Below are 1,446 nucleotides of genomic sequence, written 5' to 3'. Positions count from 1 at the left end.
GAGGATGCGGACGTTTTTTGGACAGTTTCAATCTCACGCTACATTGACTTTTCGGTATTCGGCAATGCTCAAACCATCGAGGCTGATCTTGATTCGGTGATCGTTGTAGAACTCAATGTATGTCGCGATTGCTTCTTTGAGCTCTTGGGGGTTCTGCCAGGTTCTGCCGTAGTACATTTCGTTTTTCATTCGGCCGAAGAACCCCTCGCATGCTGCATTGTCGGGGCTACAACCTTTCTTCGACATCGAGCGAAGTATTCCGAACTTCTCGGTCATACTTCGCCAGCTGCTGCCTCGATAATGTGCTCCGCGGTCTGAGTGAATCACCAAGGAGCCATCCATTGCCGGCTTTTCGGTTGCGATTGCTGCGTACAAAGTTTCTTCTGCTAACTCCATGGTGGGATGAACACTTGTTTTTGCTGCCACGACCTTCCCGTCAAAACAGTCGATGATGGCAGACAGGTACACGCGACCTTGGTTAGTAGCGAAAACACTGATGTCAGTCAGCCACAACCGATTTGGATGCTCAGCATGAAAATTGCGGTTCACCAGGTTAGGTGGTGCGGGAGAAATTTCCCCTTGATAGCTGGAGTAACGCCACTTTCGTTTCGGGAACCAGGGACGAATTCCCTCTTCGTGCATGAGACGGCGGACGACCTTCTCACTGATAACGATCCCGCGATGGCGCAGTTCCCACCAAAGTCGGCGATAGCCGTAGGTGTTATTCGACTCAGAACTAATCTCATGAAGCAATTCGCGGATACGCGCGTGCTTATCCGGAGCAAATCGCTGTTGGAGTTGGTAGTAGAAGCTTGATGCCGCAAGATCAATAGCAGCAAGCAGCATAGATAACGGAAACTCGCCGCGTAACGCGTCAACCACTTCAGCCTTGTGCTTATTGCTGAGCTGACCCGGGATGACGCTGACGTCTTTTTTTACAAGTTCCAGCTCCTTTTCCAAAACAGCCTTGTCAACGAGCAGTTGAGCCATTTGCTTTTTCAGTTCTGCAGGATCATCGGCTAATGATTTCTCGAATGCTGCTCGGGTGGGCATGCGAGTGTGCTCTTTGCGTTCTCTTTTCGACATCAAACCCCATTTTCCCTCTTCACGGTGGCGTTGTGCCCAAGAATAGACACTCATCTTTGAGCGCAGCTCGCATTCCACAGCGATGTCAGCTGGCCTCCAACCAGCGTTGAAGAGCTCAACAGCACGAAGCTTGACCTCAAACGGGTAGCGGGTCAATGTTTTTGACTGTTTGCGGGGTCGACCAGGTTTGGCGGGTTCACGCAACCATTTGTACAGCGTCCATCGCCCTGGATAACCAAGTTCACGGACGGTCTTGGTCACCGATTGAGTGCGCTTGTAAACCTGCAGAGCTCTGCGTCGCTGCTCCTTGGTGTATGAGCGGTTCATGATGGAATCCTCCAAGATTCCGTCCGCATCCCC

Annotated in this window: 1 protein-coding gene; it reads right to left on the bottom strand. The window is 51.4% G+C overall.

Annotated features, from left to right (window positions below; genetic code table 11):
- Positions 1–33: 33 nt before the first annotated feature.
- A partial coding sequence (locus KBX17_RS11410; protein WP_255999054.1) for an IS3 family transposase occupies positions 34–1,446 on the bottom strand: 1,413 nt, incomplete at its 5' end.

Source organism: Corynebacterium sp. CCUG 65737 (genome assembly GCF_024454115.1).
GTDB lineage: Bacteria > Actinomycetota > Actinomycetes > Mycobacteriales > Mycobacteriaceae > Corynebacterium > Corynebacterium genitalium.
Note: the sequence above shows the minus strand (reverse complement) of the source record. Positions and strands in the feature narration are given on the sequence as shown.